1 protein-coding gene is annotated in these 1,482 nt (G+C 46.8%); it reads left to right on the forward strand.

Features of this window, described 5'->3' with window-relative positions:
- Positions 1 to 110 precede the first annotated feature (110 nt).
- Positions 111 to 1,435 (forward strand): IS3 family transposase gene (locus tag KQJ23_RS23535; protein ID WP_216481330.1). Its coding sequence is split into 2 segments (ribosomal slippage): positions 111 to 489 and positions 489 to 1,435, totalling 1,326 coding nucleotides; the frame shifts between segments, so codons are not numbered across the junction.
- Positions 1,436 to 1,482 lie beyond the last annotated feature (47 nt).

Genomic DNA, 1,482 nt, shown 5'->3' on the forward strand with positions numbered 1-1,482 from the left:
TGAACTGTGACCCATAAGAAGGACACTTTGAAAAAAGTGACCCTCTTGTGGGTCATTTGTGTTTTAATCAGAGTAACAGCTAGGGAGAGAGCGTGACGTACATGGGATATATGAATCGTACATTGTTTACAGAAGAGAACATGAAGAACTTAGCAGCGAATCCGCACGTACAACAGGTTTCCGAGACAAACATAACGTACAAGCCTGAGTTCAAGATTGCTGCAGTAAAAGCTTATGAAGAGGGCTTCACACCGGTAGAAATATTCATCCAAGCTGGTTTTGATCTGGATGTAATCGGTCACAAAAAGCCCAAGCACAGTTTGAAACGATGGCGAGAAACGTTTGCTAAATACGGTGAGGCTGGGCTGGCGGAAGAACGCCGTGGCAAAGGTAGCACAGGAAGACGGCCAGCGGGCGAACTATCTGTGGAAGAAGAACTACAGCGCGCTATGGCCAGGATTAAACTGCTACAGGCTGAGGTGGATTTCCTAAAAAAGCTCGAAGCGCTCGAAAGGCAGAAAAAGAAACGTTAACGCCCTCTGAGCGCTATGAAATCATCAACCACACAATTCGGCTACACAATCTCAAGAAGATGACTCGCTATCTATGCGAGATTGCAGAAGTGAGCCTTAGCGGCTATTACAGGTGGCTTGGAGCTGAGGAACATCGGCAACTCCGCCAAGCCGCTGATGAACGGGACCTTGCCCTGATTAAACTTCATTTTGACGCTCTAGATGGGAAGGCTGGCGCTCTAGTAATCAAGATGCGTTTGGAGCAAATCAGCGGTGTTGTTATGAACCACAAAAAAATTCGACGCCTTATGCACAAGTTCAACTTAGTCGCAAAGATTCGTCAAGCAAATCCTTATCGAAAGATGGCTAAAGCAACTCAGGAACACCAGACTTGTCCGAACTTGCTAAAGCGCCATTTTGACCAAGGTGAGCCGGAGAAAGTATTCCTAACCGACATTACCTACCTGCGATACGGGAATGGGCAGTGGGCCTATCTTTCCTGCGTAAAAGATGGAGCCACTAGGCAGATCCTCGCCGAATGCGTCTCTTCTACACTGGAGCTATCGCTTGTTAAACGGACCATTACAAGCCTGTTGGAACGGCTGGACGGGAATATCCACCCCGAAGCCATCTTCCACTCAGATCAGGGGATGCACTACACCCATCCAAAAACTCTGACCCAACTGAAGAAAGCCGGTTTTAAACAGTCCATGTCTCGCAAGGGAAACTGTTGGGATAATGCATCGATGGAATCATTTTTCGGTCATATGAAGGATGATGTCAACTTCACAGACTGCCAAACGATCCGTGAAGTACAGGAACGTGTTTCTGAATACATCGCTTATTACAATTCGGAACGGTACCAATGGACATTAAAAAAGATGACCCCCGACGAATTCAGGAGTCATCTCTTGGCCTGCTAAATAAAAGGCTGCTTTTAATCAGAGTCCACAAACCGGGTCACAGTTCA

The sequence above is a fragment of the Paenibacillus brevis genome (assembly GCF_018919145.1).
Classification (GTDB): domain Bacteria; phylum Bacillota; class Bacilli; order Paenibacillales; family Paenibacillaceae; genus Fontibacillus; species Fontibacillus brevis.